The 22,583-nt window shown below is 69.8% G+C and carries 19 protein-coding genes; 10 read left to right on the top strand and 9 right to left on the bottom strand.

From position 1 onward, the window contains the following. Window positions 1-25 precede the first annotated feature (25 nt). Genes WT16_RS13375 through fahA form a run of 4 tightly spaced genes read left to right on the top strand, consistent with a single transcriptional unit; the run spans window position 26 to window position 4,265 of the window. Window positions 26-256, top strand: coding sequence for a DUF2783 domain-containing protein (locus WT16_RS13375; RefSeq protein WP_015600091.1), 231 nt, complete (start codon window positions 26-28; stop codon window positions 254-256). Next, window positions 253-1,608 carry an aromatic acid/H+ symport family MFS transporter gene (locus WT16_RS13370; RefSeq protein WP_063533500.1) on the top strand — a complete coding sequence of 452 codons (1,356 nt, stop codon included), beginning with the start codon at window positions 253-255 and terminating at the stop codon, window positions 1,606-1,608. The genes WT16_RS13375 and WT16_RS13370 overlap by 4 nt, the downstream gene beginning before the upstream one ends. A gap of 18 nt (window positions 1,609-1,626) precedes the next feature. Then, complete coding sequence (gene hmgA, locus WT16_RS13365; RefSeq protein ID WP_015601085.1) at window positions 1,627-2,961, top strand: homogentisate 1,2-dioxygenase; 1,335 nt, start codon at window positions 1,627-1,629, stop codon at window positions 2,959-2,961. Continuing rightward, complete coding sequence (fahA, locus tag WT16_RS13360; RefSeq protein ID WP_059930880.1) at window positions 2,958-4,265, top strand: fumarylacetoacetase; 1,308 nt, start codon at window positions 2,958-2,960, stop codon at window positions 4,263-4,265. Before hmgA ends, fahA begins: the two co-directional genes overlap by 4 nt. Before the next feature lie 54 nt (window positions 4,266-4,319). Here the strand turns inward: fahA and WT16_RS13355 are convergent, their stop codons facing one another. The 5 genes from WT16_RS13355 to WT16_RS13335 form a co-directional block, all read right to left on the bottom strand. Further along, window positions 4,320-5,489 carry an MFS transporter gene (locus WT16_RS13355; RefSeq protein ID WP_006025456.1) on the bottom strand — a complete coding sequence of 390 codons (1,170 nt, stop codon included), beginning with the start codon at window positions 5,487-5,489 and terminating at the stop codon, window positions 4,320-4,322. A gap of 78 nt (window positions 5,490-5,567) precedes the next feature. After that, window positions 5,568-6,737, bottom strand: coding sequence for an MFS transporter (locus tag WT16_RS13350; protein ID WP_006025457.1), 1,170 nt, complete (start codon window positions 6,735-6,737; stop codon window positions 5,568-5,570). Window positions 6,738-6,852: 115 nt separating this feature from the next. Beyond that, complete coding sequence (bluB, locus tag WT16_RS13345) at window positions 6,853-7,512, bottom strand: 5,6-dimethylbenzimidazole synthase (protein WP_059930876.1); 660 nt, start codon at window positions 7,510-7,512, stop codon at window positions 6,853-6,855. A gap of 155 nt (window positions 7,513-7,667) precedes the next feature. After that, window positions 7,668-8,672 carry a 2-hydroxyacid dehydrogenase gene (locus WT16_RS13340; RefSeq protein ID WP_015601657.1) on the bottom strand — a complete coding sequence of 335 codons (1,005 nt, stop codon included), beginning with the start codon at window positions 8,670-8,672 and terminating at the stop codon, window positions 7,668-7,670. A 46-nt stretch (window positions 8,673-8,718) separates the two neighbouring features. Next, window positions 8,719-9,699: a LysR family transcriptional regulator gene (locus WT16_RS13335; RefSeq protein WP_015601929.1), complete on the bottom strand. Its 981-nt coding sequence runs from the start codon at window positions 9,697-9,699 to the stop codon at window positions 8,719-8,721. Window positions 9,700-10,506: 807 nt separating this feature from the next. On the opposite strand from WT16_RS13335, the gene WT16_RS13330 reads away from it, so the two are divergent. Beyond that, window positions 10,507-11,721, top strand: coding sequence for an alanine--glyoxylate aminotransferase family protein (locus WT16_RS13330; protein ID WP_006025461.1), 1,215 nt, complete (start codon window positions 10,507-10,509; stop codon window positions 11,719-11,721). Window positions 11,722-11,745: 24 nt separating this feature from the next. Here the strand turns inward: WT16_RS13330 and WT16_RS13325 are convergent, their stop codons facing one another. Then, window positions 11,746-12,693: an AraC family transcriptional regulator gene (locus tag WT16_RS13325; RefSeq protein ID WP_059931128.1), complete on the bottom strand. Its 948-nt coding sequence runs from the start codon at window positions 12,691-12,693 to the stop codon at window positions 11,746-11,748. Window positions 12,694-12,844: 151 nt separating this feature from the next. Here WT16_RS13325 and WT16_RS13320 point away from each other — a divergent pair, with 151 nt between their 5' ends. Then, window positions 12,845-13,735: an EamA family transporter gene (locus WT16_RS13320; RefSeq protein WP_059930874.1), complete on the top strand. Its 891-nt coding sequence runs from the start codon at window positions 12,845-12,847 to the stop codon at window positions 13,733-13,735. Between the two features lie 118 nt (window positions 13,736-13,853). Here WT16_RS13320 and WT16_RS13315 read toward each other — a convergent pair whose 3' ends face one another. Further along, window positions 13,854-15,068 carry an MFS transporter gene (locus WT16_RS13315; protein WP_015602092.1) on the bottom strand — a complete coding sequence of 405 codons (1,215 nt, stop codon included), beginning with the start codon at window positions 15,066-15,068 and terminating at the stop codon, window positions 13,854-13,856. 306 nt (window positions 15,069-15,374) lie between these two features. Here WT16_RS13315 and xdhA point away from each other — a divergent pair, with 306 nt between their 5' ends. The 4 genes from xdhA (at window position 15,375) to WT16_RS13295 (ending at window position 20,742) form a co-directional block, all read left to right on the top strand. Beyond that, window positions 15,375-16,892: a xanthine dehydrogenase small subunit gene (xdhA, locus tag WT16_RS13310; protein ID WP_063533499.1), complete on the top strand. Its 1,518-nt coding sequence runs from the start codon at window positions 15,375-15,377 to the stop codon at window positions 16,890-16,892. 30 nt (window positions 16,893-16,922) lie between these two features. Further along, window positions 16,923-19,346, top strand: a complete 2,424-nt coding sequence (gene xdhB, locus WT16_RS13305) for a xanthine dehydrogenase molybdopterin binding subunit (protein WP_006025466.1) — start codon at window positions 16,923-16,925, stop codon at window positions 19,344-19,346. 87 nt (window positions 19,347-19,433) lie between these two features. Then, window positions 19,434-20,216, top strand: coding sequence for a substrate-binding domain-containing protein (locus WT16_RS13300; RefSeq protein WP_059930870.1), 783 nt, complete (start codon window positions 19,434-19,436; stop codon window positions 20,214-20,216). Between the two features lie 121 nt (window positions 20,217-20,337). Then, complete coding sequence (locus tag WT16_RS13295) at window positions 20,338-20,742, top strand: nuclear transport factor 2 family protein (RefSeq protein WP_063533498.1); 405 nt, start codon at window positions 20,338-20,340, stop codon at window positions 20,740-20,742. 106 nt (window positions 20,743-20,848) lie between these two features. On the opposite strand, the gene WT16_RS13290 is transcribed toward WT16_RS13295, so the two are convergent. Further along, window positions 20,849-21,796: a LysR family transcriptional regulator gene (locus WT16_RS13290; RefSeq protein WP_015600195.1), complete on the bottom strand. Its 948-nt coding sequence runs from the start codon at window positions 21,794-21,796 to the stop codon at window positions 20,849-20,851. A 73-nt stretch (window positions 21,797-21,869) separates the two neighbouring features. Further along, window positions 21,870-22,508, bottom strand: coding sequence for a 2-hydroxychromene-2-carboxylate isomerase (locus WT16_RS13285; protein WP_006025470.1), 639 nt, complete (start codon window positions 22,506-22,508; stop codon window positions 21,870-21,872). Window positions 22,509-22,583 lie beyond the last annotated feature (75 nt).

Raw genomic sequence — 22,583 nt, 5'->3', positions numbered from 1 at the left:
ATCGACCAAGACCAGGAGACACCCGATGCACCTCGACACCCGCTTGCGTCTGCCCGATCCGGACGCGTTCTACGAGGCGCTGATCGACATGCACCGCGATCTGCCCGACAGCGAGAGCCAGCTCGTCAACGCGAAGCTGATCCTGCTGCTCGCGAACCAGATCGGCGACATCGACGTGCTGCGCGAAGCGATGGCGCTCGCGCGCAGCGGCGCGGCCACGCTCGAAGGCGCGCCCGGCGCGCCCGCGCTGCGATGAGCGCGGGCGGGAGCGCGGCGCGCGTGCTCGAAGTCGAGCGCGTGATCGACGACACGCACCGGCCCGCGTTTCACGCGATGCTGCTCGCGCTGTGCGGGCTGTGCCTCGTGATCGACGGCTTCGACGCGCAGGCGATGGGCTACGTCGCGCCGAGCGTGATCGCCGAATGGGGCGTGAAGAAGCAGGCGCTCGGGCCCGTCTTCAGCGCGAGCCTGTTCGGGATGCTGCTCGGCGCGCTCGGCCTGTCGGTGCTCGCCGACCGGATCGGCCGGCGCCCCGTGCTGATCGGCGCGACGCTGTTTTTTGCGCTGACGATGCTCGCGACGCCGTTCGCGACGTCGATTCCGACGCTGATCGCGCTGCGCTTCGTCACGGGCCTGGGGCTCGGCTGCATCATGCCGAACGCGATGGCGCTCGTCGGCGAATGCAGCCCGAGCGCGCGTCGCGTGAAGCGGATGATGATCGTGTCGTGCGGCTTCACGGCCGGCGCGGCGCTGGGCGGCTTCGTCAGCGCCGCGCTGATTCCGGCGTTCGGCTGGCGCGCGGTGTTCTTCGTCGGCGGCGCGGTGCCGCTCGCGCTCGCGGCCGCGATGGCCGCGCGCCTGCCCGAATCGCCGCAACTGCTCGTGCTGCGCGGCCGGCACGACGCGGCGCGCGCGTGGCTCGCGAAGTTCGCGCAGCAGCTTGCGGTCTCGCCCGATACGCGGCTCGTCGTGCGCGAAGCGGGGCCGCAGGGCGCGCCCGTCGCCGAGCTGTTCCGCGCGGGGCGCGCGAGCGTCACGCTGCTCTTGTGGGCGATCAACTTCATGAACCTGATCGACCTGTACTTCCTGTCGAACTGGCTGCCGACCGTGATGCGCGACGCGGGCTATGCGAGCGGCACGGCCGTCATCGTCGGCACCGTGCTGCAGACGGGCGGCGTGATCGGCACGCTGTCGCTCGGCTGGTTCATCGAGCGGCACGGCTTCGTGCGCGTGCTGTTCGCGTGCTTCGCGTGCGCGACGGTCGCGGTCGGCCTGATCGGCTCGGCCGCGCACGCGTTCGTCTGGCTGCTCGCAGCCGTGTTCGTCGGCGGCTTTTGCATCGTCGGCGGACAGCCCGCGGTCAACGCGCTCGCGGGCCACTATTACCCGACGTCGCTGCGCTCGACGGGCATCGGCTGGGGCCTCGGCGTGGGCCGTGTCGGCTCCGTGCTCGGGCCGCTCGTCGGCGGGCAACTGATCGCGCTCGGCTGGTCGAACGACGCGCTGTTTCACGCAGCGGCCGTGCCGGTGCTGTGCTCGGCCGTCTTCGTGCTCGGCCTCGCGGGCGTGACGCGGCGGCGCGGCGCGCCCGCATCGAACGTCGCTTGAATGGAGAGAACGACAATTATGGCACTGAATTTTTCGAAACCGGGCGAAGCCGGCTACCAGAGCGGCTTCGCGAACGAATTCGCGACCGAGGCGCTGCCGGGCGCGCTGCCGCACGCGCGCAACTCGCCGCAGCGCGCGCCGTACGGGCTCTACGCGGAGCAACTGTCCGGCACCGCGTTCACCGCGCCGCGCGGCCATAACCGCCGGTCGTGGCTGTACCGGATCCGGCCCGCCGCCATGCACCGGCCGTTCGAGCTCGTGTCCGGCGAGCGCCGGATCGTCGCCGATTTCGGCGATTCGGACGACGTGCCGCCGACGCCGCCGAACCAGTTGCGCTGGGACCCGCTGCCGATGCCCGCGCAGCCGACCGATTTCGTCGACGGCTGGGTGACGATGGCGGGCAACGGTTCGGCCGCCGCGATGAGCGGCTGCGCGATCCACCTGTACGCGGCGAACCGCTCGATGCGCGAGCGCTTCTTCTACAGCGCGGACGGCGAACTGCTGATCGTGCCGCAGGAAGGGCGGCTCTTCATCATGACGGAGCTCGGCCGGCTCGACGTCGAGCCGTTCGAGATCGCAGTGATTCCGCGCGGCGTGCGCTTTGCGGTCGCGCTGCCGGACGGGCACGCGCGCGGCTATGTCTGCGAGAACTTCGGCGCGCTGCTCCGGTTGCCGGACCTCGGGCCGATCGGCTCGAACGGCCTCGCGAATCCGCGCGATTTCCTGACGCCGAACGCGTCGTACGAGGATCGCGAAGGCGCGTTCGAGCTCGTCGCGAAGCTCAACGGCCGGCTCTGGCGCGCGGACATCGATCATTCGCCGTTCGACGTCGTCGCATGGCACGGCAACTACGCGCCGTACAAGTACGATCTGCGTCACTTCAACACGATCGGCTCGATCAGCTACGACCATCCGGACCCGTCGATCTTCCTCGTGCTGCAGTCGCAATGCGACACGCCGGGCGTCGACGCGATCGACTTCGTGATCTTCCCGCCGCGCTGGCTCGCGGCCGAGGATACGTTCCGCCCGCCGTGGTTCCACCGCAACGTCGCGAGCGAGTTCATGGGGCTCGTGCACGGCGTCTACGACGCGAAGGCCGAGGGCTTCATGCCGGGCGGCGCGAGCCTGCACAACTGCATGTCGGGCCACGGGCCGGACGCGGAGACGTTCGAGAAGGCTTCCTCGATCGACACGTCGACGCCGAACAAGGTCGGCGACACGATGGCGTTCATGTTCGAGACCCGCACGCTGATCCGGCCGACGCGCTTTGCGCTCGACACCGCGCAGCTCCAGGCGAACTACTTCGAATGCTGGCAGGGCCTCAAGAAACATTTCAATCCGGAGCAACGATGAGCGCCATTCCCGACGCGCTGCGCGCGAGCCTCGATCCTTCCCGCAAGAGCTGGCTCGACGCGGCGAACGACGCCGCGTGCGACTTCCCGATCCAGAACCTGCCGTTCGGCGTCTTCAGCGATGCGCGCAACCCGTCGCGCCGCGCGGGCGTCGCGCTCGGCGACCGGATCGTCGACTTGGCCGAGCTCGCGCGCGCGGGCCTGTTGACGGTCGAGGGCGGGGCGGCCGTGTTCGAGCGGCCGGCGCTGAACGATTTCATCTCGCTCGGCCGCGACGCGTGGCGCAGCGTGCGCATCCAGTTGAGCGCGCTGTTCGAGCGCGGCTGCGCGCGGCTGCGCGACGACGCGGCGCTGCGCGCGCGCGTGCTCGTCGAGCAGCGCGACGCGACGCTGCATCTGCCCGTCGACATTCCCGGCTACACCGATTTCTATTCGTCGAAGGAACACGCGACGAACGTCGGCTCGATGTTTCGCGATCCGAAGAACGCGCTGCTGCCGAACTGGTCGGAGATGCCGATCGGCTACAACGGCCGAGCGTCGTCGGTCGTCGTGAGCGGTACGCCGGTGCGCCGGCCGAACGGTCAACTGAAGCTGGCTGACCGCGACCGTCCGGTGTTCGGCGCGTGCCGCAAGCTCGACATCGAGCTGGAGACGGGCTTCATCGTCGGCCGCGGCAACGCGCTCGGCGAGCCGATCGCGTGCGAGGACGCGGAGTCGCACATCTTCGGAATGGTGCTGCTCAACGATTGGAGCGCGCGCGACATCCAGCAATGGGAATACGTGCCGCTCGGGCCGTTCAACGCGAAGACGTTCGCGACGTCGATCTCGCCGTGGATCGTCACGCTCGACGCGCTCGAACCGTTCCGCACCGCGCAGCCGAAGCAGGCGCCGGAGCCGCTCGCGTATCTGCGCCACGGCGGCGAGCATGCGTTCGACGTCACGCTCGAAGTGCGGTTGAAGCCGGACGGCGCGGCCGGCGCGACGACGATCGCGCGCACGAACTTCAAGCACATGTACTGGACGATGGCGCAGCAGCTCGCGCATCACACGGTGTCGGGCTGCAACACGCGGGTCGGCGACCTGATGGGCTCGGGCACGATCAGCGGGCCGGCGAAGGATGCGTTCGGCAGCCTGCTCGAGCTGACGTGGAACGGCAAGGAGCCCGTCGCGCTCGCGGACGGCGGCACGCGCGCGTTCATCGAGGACGGCGACGAGCTGACGCTCGCCGGCTGGTGTCAAGGCGACGGGTATCGCGTCGGCTTCGGCACGTGCGTCGGGAAGATTCTGCCGGCGTTGAACCGATGATGCGGTAGGGCGCGCAGAGCGCCGCGACGCGACGGCGGCGATCACCGCATTGCGTCAACGTCCCTGCCGCGTGGCGCGCATCGGCAACGCGCGCCGCTCCCACAGCGCCGCGCCGACGAACGCGAGCGCCGACACGATCAGCACGCCGATCAGCGCGTCGCCGCCGAACTGCTCCATCAGCGCGCCCGCGACGAGCGGCCCGCCGAAGCTCGCCGCGCTCCACGACGCCGACACGAGCGAGCTCGCGGTCACGAGCGCCGAGCCGCGGAAGCGCTCGCCGCACGCGACGAGCGACAGCGTATAGACGCTGCCCGCCGCCGCGCCGAGCACGAAGAGGAGCGGCCAGCAGAGCCACGGCGTCGCGATGACGAAGGGCACGAGCGGCAGCAGCGCGAGCACGACGCCCCCCGCGCCGATGTGCACGCGCTCGCGGCCGAGCTTGTCGGCGAGCCAGCCGATCGGGAATTGCATCGCGGTGTCGCCGAACAGCAGGATCGCCGCGAACAGCACGGCCGCCTCGCTCGCGACGCCGCGCGCCATCGCGAAGAGCGGCAGCAGCGAGAGGGCAAGCGTGTCGAACAGCGCGAAGAACGCGGTGCCTGCGACGAGCGCGGGCATCTTAGGCATCACGCGCGTCCAGCGATCGTGCGCGTCGTGGTGCGGCTCGTCGGCGATGGGCGTCTTGCGGATCGACGCGAGCGACGGCAGCGCGAGCAGAAAGAGCGCGCCGCTCAACGCGAAGCGCACGTGCGTCATGCCGGCGATCTGGCTCACGAGCACGGGCCCGGCCATCTGGAACAGCGTGAAGTTCGTCGCGTAGATCGCGACGACGCGGCCGCGCGTCGCATCGTCGGCGAGCTGGTTGACCCAGGCCTCGCCGATCGTGAAGAGCAGCATCAGCGCGGCGCCGCAGACGACGCGCAGCACGCCCCAGACGGCGAGGCTCGACGTGAACTGCATCAGCGCGGTTGCCGCGGCGAGCACGATCACCGATGCGACGATCACCTGCCGCCCGCCGAGCCGCTTCGTGATCGCCGCGACGAACGGCACGACGGCGAGGCCGCCGCCCGCCTGCGCGGCGGTCAGCATGCCGACGATGCGGGTGCCGTGGCCCGCTTCGGTGAGCGCGAGCGCGGTGAGGGGGAGCGTCGCGCCCGTGCCCAGGCCGACGACGGCAACGCTGAGAATGAGCGCGAGAAAATCGCGGGTGAGGATCGTTTTCATGACGGCCGTGATGCTACCACCGGCGGATGGCCTGGCGTCACGCCATTCCGAGCGATTCAAGCCGGCGCGCGACGCATGTCACGCGCATTCGGCCGGCCCCGGAACCGCGCGCCGCTCGAGCGACGCGGACCACAGCGTGAGCGCGAGCGCCGCCATCGCGAGCGCGGCGCCCGCCCACGGCAGTTTCGCGAGCGGCACGCCCGCATGGATCGCGGTGCCGCCGAGCCACGCGCCGAGCGCGTTGCCGAGGTTGAACGCGCCCTGGTTGAGCGTCGATGCGAGATTCGGCGCGTGGCTCGCGCGATCGACGATCAGGATCTGCAGCGGCGGCACGATCGCGAACGCGAGCACGCCCCACACGAAGATCGTCGCGAGCGCGGGCAGCGGCGCGCGCATCGTGCCCGCGAACGCGGCGAGCACGACGCCGATCGACGCGAGCGTCGCGACGAGCGACGGCATCCGCCGCCAGTCGGCGAGCTTGCCGCCGACGGTGCCGCCGACCGTCAGGCCGAGGCCGAACAGCAGCAGCACGAGCGTGACCTCGTGCGGCGTGAAGCCCGTCACGTCCTCGAGGATCGGCGTGATGTACGTGAACACGGTGAAGAGGCTCGCCGACGCGAGCACGCTGATGCCGAGCACCATCAGCACCTGCGGATTGCGCAATACGCTGAACTCGCGCGCGATGCCGGCCGCGGGCATCTCGAGGCGCTTCGGCACGCAAAAGGCGAGCGCCGCCGCCGCGAGCGCGCCGATGCCGGTGACGGCCCAGAACGTCGCGCGCCAGCCGAACGCCTGGCCGAGCGCGGTGCCGAGCGGCACGCCAAGCACGTTCGCGAGCGTCAGGCCCGTGAACATCAGCGCGATCGCCTGCGCGCGCTTGTTCGGCGCGACGAGGCTGCTCGCGACCACCGAGCCGATGCCGAAGAACGCGCCGTGGCAGAACGCGGTGACGACGCGCGCGACCATCAGCGTCGCGTAGCCGGGCGCGATCGCGCAAAACAGATTGCCGACGATGAACACGCCGATGAGCGCGAGGAGCGCCGCCTTGCGCGGCATCTTCGCGGTGACGACGGCGAGGATCGGCGCGCCGATCGTCACGCCGAGCGCATAGCCGGACACGAGCATGCCCGCCGCCGGAATCGACACGCCGAGGTCGCGCGCGACGTTCGGCAGGAGTCCCATGATGACGAACTCGGTGGTACCGATGCCGAACGCGGCAACGGCAAGGGCGAAGAGAGGCAGCGGCATGGACGACTCGCGGGAGGACCGCCGCGTCCGGCGCCGCGGGATGCGGCGCGCCGATGGAAGCGGGCAGAACAGCCGCGATTTTATCTCAGGGAAAACCCCTGTGTTTGGGGCCTGATCAGGTGTTGCGCGCAGGCGTCGGCGCGACGTCCCAGCCGTTTTCGTACAGGCACGCTTCGAGCGGCATCCGCGTGGCCCAGCGCTCCTCCTCGAGCATCGGCTTGGCGTAGAACGCGTCGACGTGGCCGAGGCACAGCACGGCGATCGGCTTGGCGCCGTCGGGCATCGCGAGCAGCCGGCGCAGCGCGTCGACGTCGAAGAGCGATACCCAGCCCATCCCGAGCCCTTCGGCGCGCGCGGCGAGCCACATGTTCTGGATCGCGCACGCGGCCGACGCGAGATCCATTTCCGGCAGCGTGCGGCGGCCGAACACGTGCCGCTCGCGCCCGTCGGCGAGCGCGACGACGAGCAGCTCGCCGCATTCGCGCACGCCTTCCACCTTCAGCCGCATGAACTCGTCGTGCCGCTCGCCGAGCGCGTCGGCGGTCGCGCGGCGCTCGGCTTCGACGAGCGCGTGGATCTGCTCGCGAAGCGCCGGCTCGGTCACGCGGATGAAGCGCCACGGCTGCATGAAGCCGACGCTCGGCGCGTGGTGCGCGGCGCGCAGCAGGCGCGCGAGCACGGCGGAATCGACCGGGGCGGACGTGAAATGGCGCATGTCGCGCCGTTCGAAGATCGCGCGGTAGACGGCGGCGATCGCGGGTTCGTCGAAACGCATGGTGGACTGGCAAGGCGGGTGAAGGCGAATCGCCGCAACGATAGCAGAGTCGCGCGGCGCGCCAATCAGGGTTCAGCCGATTCGTGGCGGCGCGGCGTCGTTCACGTCGAGGCGCGCGGCGCGCCGCGCCGCGTCCGCCTTCGCCCGCCGCGCCGTCAGCCCTGCCGCCCGGCGTCGACGACGTTCCGCGGCGCGCCGTCCTGCCATGCGCGGATGTTCGCCAGCGTCGTGTGCGCGATCTCCGCGAGTGCCTCGCGCGTGAAGAACGCCTGGTGCGACGTGACGATCACGTTCGGGAACGTGAGCAGCCGCGCGAGCACGTCGTCCTGCAGCGGGCGGTCGGAGTGGTCCTCGAAGAAGAGCCCGCTTTCCTCCTCGTAGACGTCGAGCCCGAGATGGCCGAGCTGGCCCGTCTTCAGCGCGTCGATCAGCGCCTGCGTGTCGACGAGGCCGCCGCGGCTCGTGTTGATCAGCATCGCGCCCGGCTTCATCCGCGCGAGCGCATCGGCGCCGATCATGTGATGGGTCGCGGGCATCAGCGGGCAGTGCAGGCTCACGATGTCCGATTCGGCGAGCAGCGCGTCGAGCGGCACGTAGCGCACGCCGAGCGCGAGCAGCGCGTCGTCGTGCGGCGGCAGCGAATGCGCGAGCACGCGCATCCCGAAGCCCGCCATGATCCGCGCGAACACGCTGCCGATGAGCCCCGTGCCGATCACGCCGACCGTCTTGCCGAAGAGATCGAAGCCGAGCAGCCCGTTGAGCGAGAAGTCGCCTTCGCGGGTGCGCGCGACGGCGCGCGGCAGGCGGCGGTTGAGCGCGAGGATCAGCGCGACCGCGTGCTCGGCGACCGCATGCGGCGAGTAGGCGGGCACGCGCACGACGACGAGCCCGAGCCGGGCGGCCGCCGCGAGATCGACGTGGTTGAAGCCGGCCGAGCGCAGCGCGATGACGCGCGTGCCGCCCGCGGCGAGCGCTTCGAGCACGGGGGCGTCGAGCGTGTCGTTGACGAACGGGCACACGACTTCATAGCCGCGCGCGAGGATCGCCGTCTCCGCGTCGAGATGGGAAGGCTGGAAGTGCAGCCGGTAGCCGAACGACTGGTTGGCGGCATCGAACGAATCGTGGTCGTACTGCCGGCTGCTGAAAAGAATCACGCGCACGCTTTGCCTCCGGTAAAGGTGCGCATCAGTTTACTTCAGTCGGGCGTCACTGGAGCCCTGCGACGACGTCCGGGCGTTTCGCCGTGCCGGCTTCGCGCATGAAGTAGTGGCCGTTCGTCTCCGTCTTCTGCCCGCCGAGGTGGTACAGCGCGTGCTCGACGAAGCTGCGGGTGCGCGCCGGCAGGAACTGGCGGTTCGGATAGACGATCGACAACTGCGTGTCGGGATCGTCGATCCGGTAGTCGCCGAGGATCCGCACCAGCTCGCCGCTTTCGAGCGCATCGGCGATGTAGCTTTCCGGCAGCACCGAAATGCCGGTGCCGGCGAGCGTCGCCGCGCGCACCATCGATGCGCTGTTGACCGTGTAGACGGGCTGCAGCGACACGACGTGCGTGAAGTGGTCCGGATCGACGAAGCGCCAGGTCGACGAGTGCTGGCCGGCCGGCAGCGCGATGCACGCGTGGCGCACGAGATCGTCGGGGCGGTGCGGCGCGCCGTGCCGCTCGATGTACGAAGGCGCCGCGCAGAGCGCGAGCGTGTTCGGCATCAGCGGATGGCCGATCAGCGCCGGATTGCCGTCGAGGCGGCCGCCCGTGACGAGGCCCGCGTCGTAGCCGGCTTCGATCACGTCGAGCGGCCCCTCGGTCAGCGTCAACTGCACGCGCACCTTCGGGTACTGGCGACGGTAGCTGTCGACGAGAGGGGTGATTCGGCCGGGCGACAGCAACCCGGACACGGCGACGCGCAGCGTGCCGACGGGCTCGTGCACCGCCCGTTCGACCGACGCCTCGAGTTGATCGAACTCCTCGAGGAGCGCCCGGCAGCCGTCGAGATAGCGGATGCCCGCTTCCGTCAGCGACAGGTTGCGTGTCGTGCGATGGATGAGACGCGTGTTCAGATGTGTTTCGAGCATCGCGATCGAACGCGTGACGAGCGCATTCGATACGCCGAGCTTGCGCGCCGCCCGGCGGAAGCTCTGCAGTTCGGCAACACATACGAAAACACGCATGGTCTGGATTTGGTTCATAGCTTTCGTTGGCCCATTAAATGATTATGTTGTGTTTTTCACCTTCGATCATGGCAAGCCGCCGGCTGTCGGATCAGCACAGGACTTGTCTTAAATAACGAATCATCGAAGGCTGGGCAAATTGTTCAATAAGCTGACAGCATCAGTCAACTAAATAATTATTTCATCCCGAATGTAATAAATCGGCCGCCGGTCCCGGCGATCCCCTATTTATGGGGCGTGAACCGATTCCGCGATTCGCGCGCGCGATATTCGGCGATTGGGCCGGTTTTAATCCCGGCAAGGCGGGCCGGGCGGTGCGCCGGCGCGGGACCGTTTCCATTTCGGGACTCCGCTGGTTCGGAGTGCGGCGCGCCGCGCGCAGGATGCCGTTCGCGTATTTTTTTGAGGATTTTTGTGTGCGAATTGCAATGAGGTGTACGGTTCTTTTCCTGCGCGGAACAAATAGTTTGCTGCGCCGCACAGAATGGTTAATGCAAGCTTTTACGGAAAGCTTGACGACTCGGCTTGCAAAAAATGATTTTTCGATTTAACGGGGAGTCGATTTGATGCCGGTTTGGCCTATTCGGGCGGGGCGGGCCGGAATTTTCCGGTGCGAGGCGCGAGAAAGAGTGCGGCGCCGGCATGTGCCGGGATGCGCGCGGCGGACGTCAACCCCCGATATGTCGCAGGGCGGCCCGGCCAGCGCGACCCGACGCCGCGCAAGCATCCGAAGCGCGCGTCGATCAAAACACTTGCGCATTGCATCGGTTCGCGGAATGATCGACCGATCACCGCTTTTTCCAACCCGTTGTCCTCCGCCAGCCCATGTCCACGACCGATCATTCGCCGATTCCCTGTCCCGTCGTCGTCCCGCTCGACGCGATCCTGCCCGAAGAACCGCTCCTCATGATGGGCGCCGGCCCGGTGCCGATCCCCGCCGCGGTCGCGAAGGCGAACACGATCGTGATCAACCACCTGGGCGCGACGATGGCGAAGATCATCGAGCAGGTGAAGGAAATGGCCCGCTACGTGTTCCAGACGCGCACGAAGTGGGTGCTGGGCGTCGCGGGGCCGGGCTCCGCCGCGATGGAGATGGCCGTCTCGAATCTCGCGTGGCCCGGCACGAAGGTGCTGTCGATCAAGAACGGCTTCTTCAGCGCGCGGATGGCCGAGATGGCGACGCGCGTCGGCGCGAGCGTCGCGACGATCGACGTGCCCGACCGCTCGGTCGCGAGCCTCGACGAAGTCGCCGGCGCGATCGCGCGCGAGCGCCCCGAGATCGTCACGATCGTCCATGGCGAGACGTCGAACACCGTGTGGAACCGCCATCTGAAGGAGATCGCGGCGATCGCGAAGGCGGCGGGCGCGCTCGTCGTCGTCGACGCGGTCTGCACGCTGTCGACGATGCCGCTCGACATGGACGCGTGGGGCATCGACGCGGTGATCACGGGCGGGCAGAAGGGGCTGTCGTCGATTCCGGGCGTGTCGCTGATCGCGTTCTCCGACGCCGCGTGGGAGCGGATGAAGAGCCGCCCGGAGCCGAACACGCACTGGTGCCTCGACATGGCGCTCGCCGAGAACTTCTGGCACAACGCCGGCTATCACTACACGGCGCCCGTGTCCGGCGTGCTCGCGCTGCACGAGGCGCTGCGGCTCGTCTGCGCGGAGACGCTCGAGAACCGCTACGCGCGGCATCTGCGCTGCTCGCTCGCGCTGCAGGCGGGGATCACCGGAATGGGGCTCGAGCTCTATGCCCCCGAATCGTGCCGGCTGAACTCGGTCGTCGGCATCGCGGCGCCGGAAGGGCTCACGCCGGGGCTCATCTGCGGTCACATCTCGAAGCAGTATCAGGTCGAGATCTCGGGCTCGTTCGGCCTGCCGATCGTGCGGATCGGCCAGATGGGCGAGCAGTGCCGCGAGCACAATCTGTTCCGCACGCTGCACGCGTTCGGCCGCACGATGGTCGACCTGAAGGTGGACGTCGATCTGCCGTCGGGCGTCGCGGCGCTCGAGCAGGCGCTGTCGGGGCGCGCCGCGTGACGCGACGCGCGTTGCCCGGGCCGCCTACGTGGCCTGCATCGCGCGGCGGTACTCGCCGGGCGTCGCGCCATGCGTGTCGCGAAAGCGATGGCTGAGATGGGCGGCGTTCGCGTAGCCGCACTGCGCGGCGACCTGCGCGAGCGGCAGCGACGTCGTGCGCAGCAGCGTGCGCGCGCGGGCGAGGCGCTGCTCGGCGATCCACGCATGCGGCGCGCGGCCGAACGACACGCGGAACATTCGCGAGAAATGGTATTCGGACAGCGACGCGAGCCCGGCCAGTTCGCCGAGCGTCATCGGCTGTGTCAGGTACGTGTCGATGTAGTCGCGCACGCGTCGGCGCACGGCGGGCGCGAGCCCGCCCTTGAACGGCGCGTCGGCGTTCGTCATGCTCTGCCCGCGCAGCAGGAGGCTCAGCACCTCGTGCGCGGTTTCGTTCACGCGCAGCCGGCCGTCGGCGTCGTCCCAGCGCTCGAGCGCGAGCGAGCGGCATAGCGCGGCGACGCGCGCATCCTCGAAATACGTGCGATCGGCGAGCGTCAGCTCGCGCGGCTCGCGGTCGAGCTCGCGCACCGCGCGCTGCGCGAAGTGCTCGGGCAGGAAGTACAGGTGGACGAAGTGCATCTCGCCGCGCACCCACCAGCGCGATTCGTGGTCGCCCGGCAGCGCGCACAGCAGGCTCGGCGCGCCGTAGCGCGCGATCTTCTGCCGCTCGGTGCGGTAGCCGCCGTCCAGGTAGCACGACAGCGTGTGATGCCCGGGCTGCGCGTACACCGTCTCGCTTTCGTCGGTGACGCGCGTCCACTCGGCGATCGCGAGGTGATCGCCGAGCCACGCGAAGCGCTCGAGCCTCGCGTTCTCCTCGGAGAGCGTCCGGCAGACGGATTGCAGGCCGAACGGCACCTCGCCGCCGACGAAATCGGCGACGGGCACGGACAGGCGGGCGTCGAGCGGAGGCGAGGAGGGCGCGTGCATGATGGAGCGAGTATAAGCGCGCACGCGCGGGCGCAGCCCGGCCGCCGGCAAAAGACCGCAATTCCAGACAATCGGCGCCCGAAGCGAGGCGGCATAGTCGGAGTCCTCCTCTCGTCGTCGTGTTCGTCTTCGCACCGCTTTCGCTTTCGCCATGAATCTGTCGCTTTACGTCGTCACCGTGCTGATCTGGGGCACCACTTGGATCGCGATCAAATGGCAGTTGGGCGGCGTGCCGCCGCCCGTGTCGATCGCGTGGCGCTTCTGGCTCGCGGCCGCGGCGATGTTCGTGCTGCTGCGCGCGATGCGCAGGCCGATCCGGCCGCCGCGCGACGCATGGCGCTTTCTCGTCGCGCAGGGCGTCGCGCTCTTCTGCCTCAATTTCCTGTGCTTCTACTACGCGGAGCAGGTCGTGCCGAGCGGCCTCGTCGCGGTGGTGTTCTCGACCGCGCCGCTCCTGAACTCGATCAACGGGCGGCTGTTCATGGGGCGGCCGCTGCGGCAGTCCGCGATCGCGGGCGCGCTGCTCGGACTGACCGGCATCGGGTGCCTGTTCTGGCAGCAGATGGCGGGGCACGTCGACGATCGCGCGACCTGGATCGGCCTGGCAATCGCGTTGGCGGGCACGATGTGCTTCTCGGCGGGCAATCTGCTGTCGAGCCGGATGCAGGCGATGGGGCTGCATCCGCTCGCGACCAACGGATGGGCGATGCTGATCGGCGCGGCGATCCTGACCGCCGGCAGCATCGCGGCCGGACTGCCGCTCGCGCCCGATACGAGCCCGCGCTATCTCGCCGCGCTCGTCTATCTCGCGGTGCCCGGCTCGGTGATCGGGTTCACTGCATACCTGACCCTCGTCGGCCGGCTCGGGCCAGAGCGCGCCGCTTATTGCACGGTGCTGTTCCCGATCGTCGCGCTCGCCGTGTCGACCGTGTTCGAGGGCTACCGGTGGTCGCCGGTCGCGGTCGTCGGGTTGATGCTCGTCGTTGCCGGCAATCTGGTCGCGTTCGATCTGACGCGCCGGCTCTTCGTGCGGACCGCCTGAGCGGAGGGGCGCGGCGGGCCGTCGTGCGCGGGCGGCCTTTTCGTGTGCGTCGTCCGTTTCGTTCCGCAACCGGCGCGGCGCGCGGCCGCCGTCGGATGCGGTGTCGCCGGCCGGCCGCTCAGGCGGGCGCGCCGCTGCCGGACAGACGCGCCTGCCGCTGATACAGCGCCGTCGACAGCGCGACGCCCGCCGCCGCTGCGACGGCCGCGCACAGGAACACCTGCGGATAGCCGAACGCGCCCGCGACGTAGCCGGCGAGCGGCCCCGTGATCCCGAGCGACAGATCGAGAAACACCGAATACGCGGACAGCGCCGCGCCGCGGCTCGCGGGCGGCACGAGCGCGACCGCCTCGACGCCGAGCGCGGGAAAGATCAGCGCGAAGCCGAAGCCCGTCAGCGCGGCGCCGACGAGCGCGACGTGCGGCACGGGCGCGAGCCACAGCATCAAGAGGCCCGCGCATTCGAAGGCGAACGACACGATCGCCACGCGGAACCCGCCGTGCGTCTTGATCGTGTTCGCGAACAGCAGCCGCGCGCCGATGAACAGCGTGCCGAACACGGTCAGCGACAGCGCGGCATTCGGCCAGTGCCGCGCCGCGTAGTAGAGCGTGATGAACGTCGCGATCGAGCCGAAGCCGGCCGAGCCGAGCGCGAGGCCGAGGCCGTGCGGCAGCACGCGGGTGAACACGCTTGCATACGACATCCGCTCGCCGTGCACGAGCGGCACGGGCGCGATCCGCCGCGCGAGGCAGTAGCCGAGCGCCGCGAGCGCGATCACGAGCACGCCGAGCACCGCGGGAATCAGCGCATGTGAGATCGCGACGCCGACGGGCGCGCCGATCGCGAGCGCGCCGTACGTCGCGATGCCGTTCCACGAGATCACGCGCGCGTTGTGCGCGGGGCCGACGCGGCCGATCCCCCACAGGATCGCGCCCGTGCCGACGAGGCTTTCGCCGACGCCGAGCACGAGCCGGCTCGCGACGAGCAGCGCGATGCTCGCGGCCGGCCAGCGCGCGAACGCGAATGCGCAGAGCAAGAGCGCGCCGCTCGCGCCGCTCGCGGCGAGCCCGCGCAGCACGGTGCGCTTCGGGCCGAGCGTATCCGCGTAGCGGCCGGCGAGCGGCCGAGACGCGAGCGTCGCGAAATACTGCACGCTGATCGCCGCGCCCGCGACGACCGCCGAAAAGCCGAGTTCGTCATGAACGAAGCCCGGCAGCACGGCGAGCGGCAGGCCGATCGTCAGATAGCAGACGAACGTGAACGAGACGACGGAGACGATCTGCAGCGTCGTCGCGAACGCGCTGCGGGGGGAAGAGGCGGAATCGGCTGACATTGCGGGGACGGAACGAAGGCGAGCATCCGGTTGATGCGAAAGCCGAATTTTTACATGGAACCGGTTTTCCTGCAGGTACCGCTTAGTTAAACCACTGTGCAACGCGGCATATCGCCGCAGCGATATAAACCGCATGCGCGGCCGGCTATGGGTTCCGGAATTTGACGGTGATAGCGTGCGAAATATGACGACGACGGCCGCGGCGGCGGTCCGCGCGCCGCTTGGGCACCGCTCGGGTGCCGCGCGCCGCCGCCGCGTCGGGCCGTGTCCCCATTTTCGAGAACGACGCAGCGAGAACGATGCAACATGAGTGAGCCGATTCGTTTCTATCATCGCCGGGCGATCCGCGAAGTCAGCGGCGCGGACGTGACCCGCACGGTGCTCCAGTATCTGCGCGAGGACGCGCATTGCACCGGCACGAAGGAAGGCTGCGCGGAAGGCGATTGCGGCGCGTGCACGGTCGTCGTCGGCGAGCTTACCGACGCGGGCGGCGTCGAGTTCAAGGCGGTCAACGCGTGCATCCAGTTCCTGCCGACGCTCGACGGCCGCGCGCTTTTCACGGTCGAGGACCTGCGCCAGCCGGACGGCGCGCTGCATCCGGTGCAGGACGCGCTCGTCGAATGCCACGGCTCGCAGTGCGGCTTTTGCACGCCGGGCTTCGCGATGTCGATGTGGGCGCTCTACGCGCGGCACGGGCACGACGCGCAGCGCGCCGATCGCACGACGCCGTCGCGCGCTCAGATCGCCGACGCGCTCACCGGCAATCTGTGCCGCTGCACCGGCTACCGGCCGATCGTCGACGCGGCGGTGCGGATGTTCGACGCGCCGCCGCCGAAGGTTCACGTCGACGTCGCCGCGCTCGCGCGCACGCTGGAAGCGCTGCGCCGCGAGGGCACGTTCCACTACGAGCACGCGGGCCGATCGTTCGACGCGCCGCGCACGCTCGACGCGCTCGCGCGGCTGAAGGCCGAGAAGCCCGCCGCGCGCGTGCTCGCGGGCAGCACCGACGTCGGCCTATGGGTGACGAAACAGTTGCGCGATCTGGGCGACGTGCTCTATGTCGGCCAGGTGCCCGAACTGCGCCGGATCGCCGAGCGCGACGACTGGATCGAGATCGGCGCGGCCGCGACGCTCGAGGCCGCGTATGCGGCGCTCGCCGCGCATTATCCGGAGCTCGCCGAGATGTGGAAGCGCTTCGCGTCGCTGCCGATCCGCAACGCGGGGACGATCGGCGGCAACGTCGCGAACGGCTCGCCGATCGGCGATGCGATGCCGGGCCTGATCGCGCTCGGCGCGCGGGTCGTGCTGCGCGGCGGCGACGCAACGCGCGAGCTGCCGCTCGAGGCGCTGTATGTCGGCTATCAGAAGAAGGACATGGCCGAGCACGAGCTCGTCGTCGCGCTGAAGGTGCCCAAGCGCACCGGCGCGCGCGCGAACCTGCGCTTTCGCACGTACAAGTTGTCCAAGCGCTTCGATTCCGACATCTCGGCCGTCTGCGCGGCGTTCGCATTCATCGCCGACGGCGACGCGATCCGTGCACCGCGCATCGCGTTCGGCGGCATGGCCGCGACGCCGAAGCGCGCATCGCACGCGGAAGCCGCGCTTGCCGACGCCGTATGGGACGAGGCCGCCGCGCTCGCCGCGATGCGCGCGCTCGGTGACGACTACGCGCCGCTCACCGACATGCGCGCGACGAGCGCGTATCGGCTCGAGACCGCGAAGAACCTGCTGTACCGCTTCTGGCTGGAGACCCGCCCGCACGATCCGCTGCCCGCGTCGGCCGTGAACGTGCGCGAAGTCGCCGCCGAGCCGGCCGCCTCCTGACCGATCGACGCCAAGCGGAGCCATCGCATCATGAATCAGCAAGCCGAACCTTTCCTGAGCTTCACCGCCGACGCCGGGCGCGACGCGTTCAAGCAGGTCCACGTGTCGCGGCCGCACGAATCCGCGCATCTGCACGTGAGCGGGCGCGCGACCTACACCGACGACATCCCGCTCGTCGCGGGCACGCTGCACGCGGCGCTCGGCCTGTCCGCGAAGCCGCATGCGAGGATCGTGTCGATGCGGCTCGACGCGGTGCGCGCGGCGGCGGGCGTCGTCGCGGTGCTGACCGCGGCCGACATTCCGGGCGCGAACGATTGCGGGCCGATCGTCCACGACGATCCGGTGCTCGCCGACGGCGTCGTCCAGTACGTCGGGCAGCCGATGTTCGTCGTCGTCGCGGCGTCGCACGATGCCGCGCGCCGCGCCGCGCGTCTCGCGCAGATCGAATACGACGAGCTGCCGGCGATCCTGACCGCGCAGGCCGCGCGCGCGGCCGACTCGTACGTGCTGCCGCCGATGAAGCTCGCGCGCGGCGACGCGCCCGCACGGATCGCGCGCGCCGCGCATCGCGACGCGGGCGAACTCACGTTGGGCGGCCAGGAGCAGTTCTATCTCGAAGGGCAGATCGCGTATGCGGTGCCGAAGGAAGACGGCGCGATGCACGTGTACAGCTCGACGCAGCATCCGAGCGAGATGCAGCATCTCGTCGCGCACGTGCTGGGCCTCGCGTCGCACGACGTGCTCGTCGAATGCCGGCGCATGGGCGGCGGCTTCGGCGGCAAGGAATCGCAATCGGGCCTGTTCGCGTGCTGCGCCGCGCTCGCCGCCTGGAAGCTGCAGCGCCCGGTGAAGCTGCGCCCCGATCGCGACGACGACATGATGATCACCGGCAAGCGGCACGACTTCCATTACCGCTACGACGTCGGCTACGACGACGCGGGCGTGATCGAGGGCGTCTCGGTCGACATGACGTCGCGCTGCGGCTTCTCCGCCGATCTGTCGGGGCCCGTGATGACGCGCGCCGTGTGCCACTTCGACAACGCGTACTGGCTGCCCGACGTGTCGATCGTCGGGCGCTGCGGGAAGACGAACACGCAGTCGAACACCGCGTTTCGCGGCTTCGGCGGCCCGCAGGGCGCGTTCGCGATCGAGTACATCGTCGACAGCGTCGCGCGCGCGCTCGGCCGCGATCCGCTCGACGTGCGCCGCGCGAACCTGTACGGCAAGACCGAGCGCAACGTGACGCCGTACGGGCAGACGATCGAGGACAACGTGCTGCCCGAGCTGATCGCCGAGATCGAGGCGACGAGCGCGTATCGCGCGCGCCGCGCGGCGACGCGCGCGTTCAACGCGGCGAGCCCGGTGCTGAAGAAGGGCATCGCCCTCACGCCGGTGAAGTTCGGCATCGCGTTCAACGTCACGCATTTCAACCAGGCGGGCGCGCTCGTCCACATCTACACCGACGGCTCGATCCTCGTGAACCACGGCGGCACCGAGATGGGCCAGGGGCTCAACACGAAGGTCGCGCAGGTCGTCGCGCACGAGCTGGGCGTCGGCTTCGCGCGGATTCGCGTGACGGCGACCGATACGAGCAAGGTCGCGAACACGTCGGCGACCGCGGCGTCGACAGGCTCCGACCTGAACGGCAAGGCCGCGCAGGACGCCGCGCGCCAGTTGCGCGAGCGGCTCGCCGCGTTCGCGGCCGAGCATGTCGGCGGCGGCAACGCGTGCGCGGCCGACGTGCGCTTCGCGCACGACGAGGTGCGCGTCGGCGAGACGGCGGTGCCGTTCGAGGAGCTTGTCGCGCATGCGTATCGCGCGCGCGTGCAGCTCTGGTCGGACGGCTTCTATGCGACGCCGAAGCTGCACTGGGATCAGGCGGCGCTGCGCGGGCGGCCGTTCTTCTATTACGCGTACGGCGCGGCGGTGTCGGAAGTCGTCGTCGACACGCTGACGGGCGAGATGCGCGTGCTGCGCGCGGACGTGCTGCACGACGTCGGCGCGTCGCTGAATCCGGCGCTCGACATCGGGCAGGTGGAGGGCGCGTTCATCCAGGGGATGGGGTGGCTCACGACCGAGGAGCTGTGGTGGAACGACGGCGGCAAGCTGATGACGCACGCGCCGTCGACATACAAGATCCCGACCGTCAACGACTGTCCGCCGGACTTCCGCGTGAAGCTGTTCGACAACCGCAACGGGGAGGACAGCATTCACCGCTCGAAGGCGGTCGGCGAGCCGCCGTTGCTGCTGCCGTTCTCGGTGTTCTTCGCGATCCGCGACGCGATTGCGGCGCTCGGCGATTACGCGATCAATCCGCCGCTCGCCGCGCCCGCGACGGGCGAGTCGATCCTGCGCGCGGTGCAGGCGGTGCGCGCCGCGCGATGCGACGATTGCCGCGACGCGCGAATGCGCAACGCAGAGACGCTGCGAAGCGAATTGAACCGATCCGTATAAACCTGCGCTTTTCAGCGGAACCGGTTTCCGCGAAGATGATCGTCGCTTTCTCCCCGACACCGATCGACACCGACGACGACGAAAACGATGAGACATCCCCTGACGAAGCCCATCGGCGCCGCGCTGCTGGCCGCGGCCGCCGCGCTCGCGCAAGCGCACGCGGCCGAGCTGCACGTGATGAATTCCGGCGGCTTCACGGCCGCGTACAAGTTGCTCGCGCCGAAGTTCGAGGCGGCGACGGGCAATACGCTCGACATCGCGTACGGCCCGTCGATGGGCGCGACGCCGGAGGCGATCCCGAACCGGCTCGCGCGCGGCGAGCCGGCCGACGTCGTGATCATGGTCGGCTATGCGCTCGACAAGCTGATCAGCGAAGGCAAGGTCGATCCGGGCTCGCGCGTCGAGCTCGCGGATTCGCGGATCGGCGCGGTCGTGCGCGCGGGCGAGCCCGTGCCCGACATCGGCACGCCCGGCGCGCTGAAGGCCGCGCTGCTGCAGGCGAAGTCGGTTGCGTACTCGGACAGCGCGAGCGGCGTCTACGTCCAGAACGAGCTTTTCAAGCGGCTCGGCGTCGAGGCCGAGGTCAGGCCGAAGGCGACGATGGTGCCGCGCATTCCGGTTGCGTCGAAGGTCGCCGACGGCGCCTATGCGCTCGGCTTCCAGCAGGTGAGCGAACTGCTGCCGGTGCGGGGTGTGACGTTCGTCGGCAAGATCCCGGAGTCGCTGCAATCGGTGACGCGCTTCGCGGGCGGGATTCCTGTCGGTGCGAAACATCCGCGCGAGGCGCGCGCGCTGCTCGACTATCTGGCGTCCCCCGCGTCGGCCGACGACGTGCGCAAGACGGGCCTCGACCCGGTGCCGGCGCGCTGATTCGTTGCGCCACCGGGGGCGACGCCGCGCATTGCGCCGACCATGCGCCGCGGGAGCCGGTACACTCGTCATCTCGCGCGCCACACGCGCCACACGCCGCTCGCGTCAACGAGGCAGACCCATGCAAGCGCATCAACCATATTTCGACGAAGTCGTCGCCGGCTGCGACGCGATCGGCGGCTGGCTCTCGGGCGACGTGTCCGGGCCCGGGGCGCTCGACGCGCTGATGGCGCGCTTCGCGCCGTCTTTCACGATGGTCGGCACCGACGGCGACGTCTACGATCACGCGGCCACGCGCGCGCTGTTCGCGCGGCTCGCCGGCCGCAAGCCCGGCTTGAGGATCACTTTTTCGGAGATGCGCGCGCTCGTCGCGGACGCGGCGCGCGGCGTCGTCAGCTACTGCGAGTTCCAGTCCGACGCGACAGGCGAGCTGCCGACGCGCCGCTCGACCGCTGTGTTCGAGCGCGACCCGCGCACGGGCGCGGTGCGCTGGACGCATCTGCAGGAAACGTTCTGCGCGAAGTGAGCCGTTCGCGATTCAGCGATGCGTGCACCGGCGAACGGGCGGCGCGCGGCGCAGCCAGCGACGGCCCGATGCTGATCGCATCGGCCATCACGCCGACCACCGGCAGCTACCGCCGCTTCCCCCGCGCCGTCAATTCCGCCGACACATCGGCCATCAGCGCGCCCAGCCAGTCGACGTCGGTCGGCCGATCGGGCGCCGGGTGCCGGAGCTGATAGCACCGGATGCGCGGAAACGGCACGGGTGGCGCGACGACGACGAGCGGCAGCAGTTGCGCGTAATGGAGCGCGAAGCGGCGCGTCGTCGTGAAGATCAGGTCCGATTGCAGCAGCACCTGCGGTACGAGCCCGAAGTACGGCAGCGTCGCGGCGACGCGCCGCGCGATGCCTGCCCGCGCGAGGCCGAGCTCGATCGCGTTGTGCCGCGCGCCGATGTACGGCGCGGGCGCGAGATGCACGGCGCTCGCATACGCGTCGCGCGTGAGCGGCGCGCGCGCGAGCGGATGGTCGTGCCGCATCAGGCAGACAACGGTGTCCGAGAACAGGTCGGTGCGCACGAAGCGCGGATCGGGCTTCGGCCAGTTGCCGATCACGAGATCGAGCGCGCCCGAATCGAGCGCGGCCGCGTGATCGAGCGACGGATTCAGCGAATCGATCTCGATGCGCGCGTGCGGCGCGGCCGCGCGAAAGCGCGCGACGAGCGTCGGCATGAAGAAGTCGTTCAGATAGTCGGGCGCGGCGATCCGGAACGTGCGGCGCGCGGTATCGGGATCGAACGGGCCGTGCGGCGTCGAGACGAAGTCGACGTCGCGCAGCGCGCGCTCGGCCGCGTCGAGAAGCGACGCGCCGTACTCGGTCGGCACCATGCCCGTCTTGCCGCGCACGAGGAGCGGGTCGCCGAGCGCGTCGCGCAGCTTGCGCAGCGCGGCGCTGATCGCGGGCTGGGTCTGGTTCAGGCGCAGCGCGGCCTGCGTCACGCTGCGCTCGACGAGCAGCGTGCGCAACACGCGCACGAGCCAGATGTCGAGCGACGCGGCGCGCTCCTGATCCGGTCGCATCGGCGGCGGGGAGGGCAACATCAGGCGCGCTCGCCGCGCGTCGCGCGAGCGCGGGGCGGCGAGGCGGGCAGCGTCATGCGAGCCCGGACGGCAGCGTGCTGATGCGCCTGACTTCACTCGATTCGAGCCAGCTCGGCGTGCGCGCGCAATAGAGCAGCATCGGCAGCGCGTCCTCGCCCCAGAACAGTTGGCGGTTCAGCCAGAACGTCGGCACGCCGAATACGCCGAGGGAGATCGCGTCGTCGGTGTTGCGGCGCAGTTGCGCGCGCGTTTCGTCCGACGTGAGCCGGTCGTCGTCGTGCGCGATGCCGACGCGGCCGCACAGCTCGGCGAAGTTGTCGGGCGTGGACGGATCGCGCCCCTCGCGCCAGATGAAGCGGAAGATCTCGCGGATCGCCTGGACGTCCGAATCGAGCGCGATCGCGAGCAGCAGCGCGCGCGTCGAATCGAACGGATGCGCGGGCGGCATCCTGAACGGGATGCCGAGCTGCTCGGCGCGAAAGAGCGCGTGCCGGTAGATGAAGACGCGCTTCGCGGGCACGCCGGACGCGGGGCGCTGGCCCCAGTGGCGATGCAGTTCGGCGAGTGCCACCGGCGTGAGCGCGAACGCGATGCCGGGCCATTTGTCGTGTTGCTCCAGCAGCAGATACGAGAACGGCGACAGGAAGTCGTAGAACCATATCGGCTGGGAGGCGTCGAGGCCGACGGTCATGGAGAGTCTCCTGAGGAATAGGACGCAACGCGCGGCCTCTTTGTTGAATGTTACGCGGCGGCGTGGGCAAATGCA

The sequence above is a fragment of the Burkholderia sp. MSMB1589WGS genome, from assembly GCF_001636105.1.
Classification (GTDB): Bacteria; Pseudomonadota; Gammaproteobacteria; order Burkholderiales; family Burkholderiaceae; genus Burkholderia; species Burkholderia humptydooensis.
Note: the sequence above shows the minus strand (reverse complement) of the source record. Positions and strands in the feature narration are given on the sequence as shown.